Annotated in this window: 1 protein-coding gene; it reads left to right on the top strand. The window is 64.3% G+C overall.

Going from position 1 to position 2,282, the window contains the following annotated elements; translation table 11 throughout:
- Positions 1-2,282: hypothetical protein (locus CAPSK01_RS17365; protein WP_273703972.1), on the top strand; the 2,282-nt coding region annotated here is incomplete at both ends.

Raw genomic sequence — 2,282 nt, 5'->3', positions numbered from 1 at the left:
GCGCGGGACGGTGAGAAACACACGGCGCTGAATACCGCCGCGTATCTGGCGGGCGGCTATGTAGGCGGTGGAGCCTGTACGCGGGAGGAGGCGCGGGCGGCGCTGCGGGCGGCGATTGCGGCCAAGTCAAATGTGGTTGATCTGGATTCGGCCTACCAAACCATCGAAAACGGGCTGCTCGACGGCGAACGCGCCCCGCTGTATGTGCCTGCGCCGGTGCAAGCGCGGCTGCTCCCCACGGATCAGCCCGAAGTCGCGCCCAATCCGACAGTCGTGGCGGCGATTGCGGTCGGGAAATGTAGCTACCAGCAGGCGCTGGGTGTGGTCGCGAAGGCCAACGCGGTAGACGTAGTGCCTGCGGCGCTGGCCGTGGTCAAGCGTTTTGTCTGGCAGTCGCCCGTTCACCGGAGCTTTGCCGACCTGCAAGCCGACCTGCTAAAAGCGAGCGGGCCGCATTCGCCGCGTGTTGCGCCCCACATCGCCCGATTGACCAATTGGCTGGAAAATCAGGCCCGGTTGCGAGCGGTGGCGACCAGTCGGCTAGACCGGGCGGCGCTGAAAAAAAAGGGGCTGGGGGTCGAGGATGCCGCTGATTTTCCGGCGGCGCTGGCGATGATGCGCCCCGGTCATTTAGTGCTGCTGAAAGCCCCCATCGGCAGTGGCAAAACCGAAAAATTCCTGAAGGCGCTGGCCGTCACTGAAAAGACCGTCGCCATCACCACCCGCGTTTCGCTGGTCGCGGATTTAGCGAATCGGCTGGCGGTGGACAGTTACAAATCACCCCTCAATTTTGACCACTGTGACCGGCTCGCCATCTGTTTGAACTCCATCGGAAACGGGCGATTTTCAGCGCCGCTCGAAAACGCGCAGGCGGTGCTGATTGATGAAATCTCGGCGGTCTGCCGCGAATGCCACGCCCCGCAGGGGACGCTCCGCAAACAGGCTAAAAACATCTGGCAGAAACTCTGCCGGTTGCTCAGCACCGCCGAAATCGCCGCCGGCGTGGACGCCGATCTGTGTACGGATGACGTGCTGGCTCTGGCTGCGGATGTCGAGCGTCCGCTGCAAATCATCGAAGTGGCGGCGACGCTACCCCAGATTGCCGCTGAAATCGGCGCAATGGACGCTGTATTGGCCCAGGCCCTCGCCGCCATCAAGGAGGGCATTCCGACCCGAATCTTCAGCGATTCCGCCCGACAGATTGCAAAGCTGGATGCGCTCATTAGAGAGCGTCATCCCGACCTGCGGGTGATGGCGATTCACGCCAAGAACGGTATCGCCACCACCGGACGGCCCGATGTGCTGGCGGCGCTGGACGACATTAACGCGGCGATGCAGGGCTATGACGTGTTGCTGCACACGCCCTGCGTCGAATCCGGCCTGAGCATTACTCAACCCTACTTTGACGCCACTTACGGCTTTTATGCCGGGATGGTGTCGCCCGCCGCGTTTATCCAGATGGCCCGCCGGGACCGCACGGCAAGCCGGATAGTGGTGGGCGTCATCGGTACGGGCCTCCGGCAACTGGAAGAACGCCCTGGCGCGATTCTGGGCAATCTGGAAGCGGTTCATCGGCGGACGGTTGAGTTAGCGAACGCGACCGGCGACGGCAGCTATCTGCAAAAAATCACCCCCGCCACGCCCTGGGATGCCCGCGTCTGTCAGTACGCGGCGGTCAATGCCCGCACCCTCAACCGCTACGCCGCTGACCTCTGGCATCTGCTGGAAGCGCGGGGCGCAACGGTAGCCGGGCTGGGCGCAATGGATCTGACCGGAGTGGATGAGGCCATGGCGGCGGCGGCGGATTTACAACGCGCTGCGTACCGTAATGCCCTGCGGGCCGCCCCTGATATTTCGGCGAGTCAGCGGGAATCCATCGAAAGCGCCTACGCCGCTTCGCCTGCGGAGTCGGCAATGGCTGACCGCTACGACCTGCAACAAACCCTGGCGGTGCGCGCTGTTTCCGATGATGCCCTGGATGAGTGGGATGAAGGCGGCATCCGCGGCAAGGCGCGGCGGTTCGCGGCGCTGACGGTCTCTGACGGCGGGCTGATTGCCGACACGCTGGATGACCGCGGGGGGGTGGCGATGGCGGCGCGCGAGCATCGGCTGGCGGTAGATGAGGCGGTGTTGACCGCGTTCGAGGCGATGGGGTTTGACCCCGCCACCGGCAGCGGCGATTTGGATGCCAACAGCGCGGAAGACGCCTACAAGAACCTGCTGGCGTCGCCAGTGCGCCCGGCGCTGGAACACGCCGGGCTGCTGAACTTTCGCAACCCTCC

The sequence above is a fragment of the Candidatus Accumulibacter vicinus genome (assembly GCF_000584955.1).
Classification (GTDB): Bacteria; Pseudomonadota; Gammaproteobacteria; order Burkholderiales; family Rhodocyclaceae; genus Accumulibacter; species Accumulibacter vicinus.
Note: the sequence above shows the minus strand (reverse complement) of the source record. Positions and strands in the feature narration are given on the sequence as shown.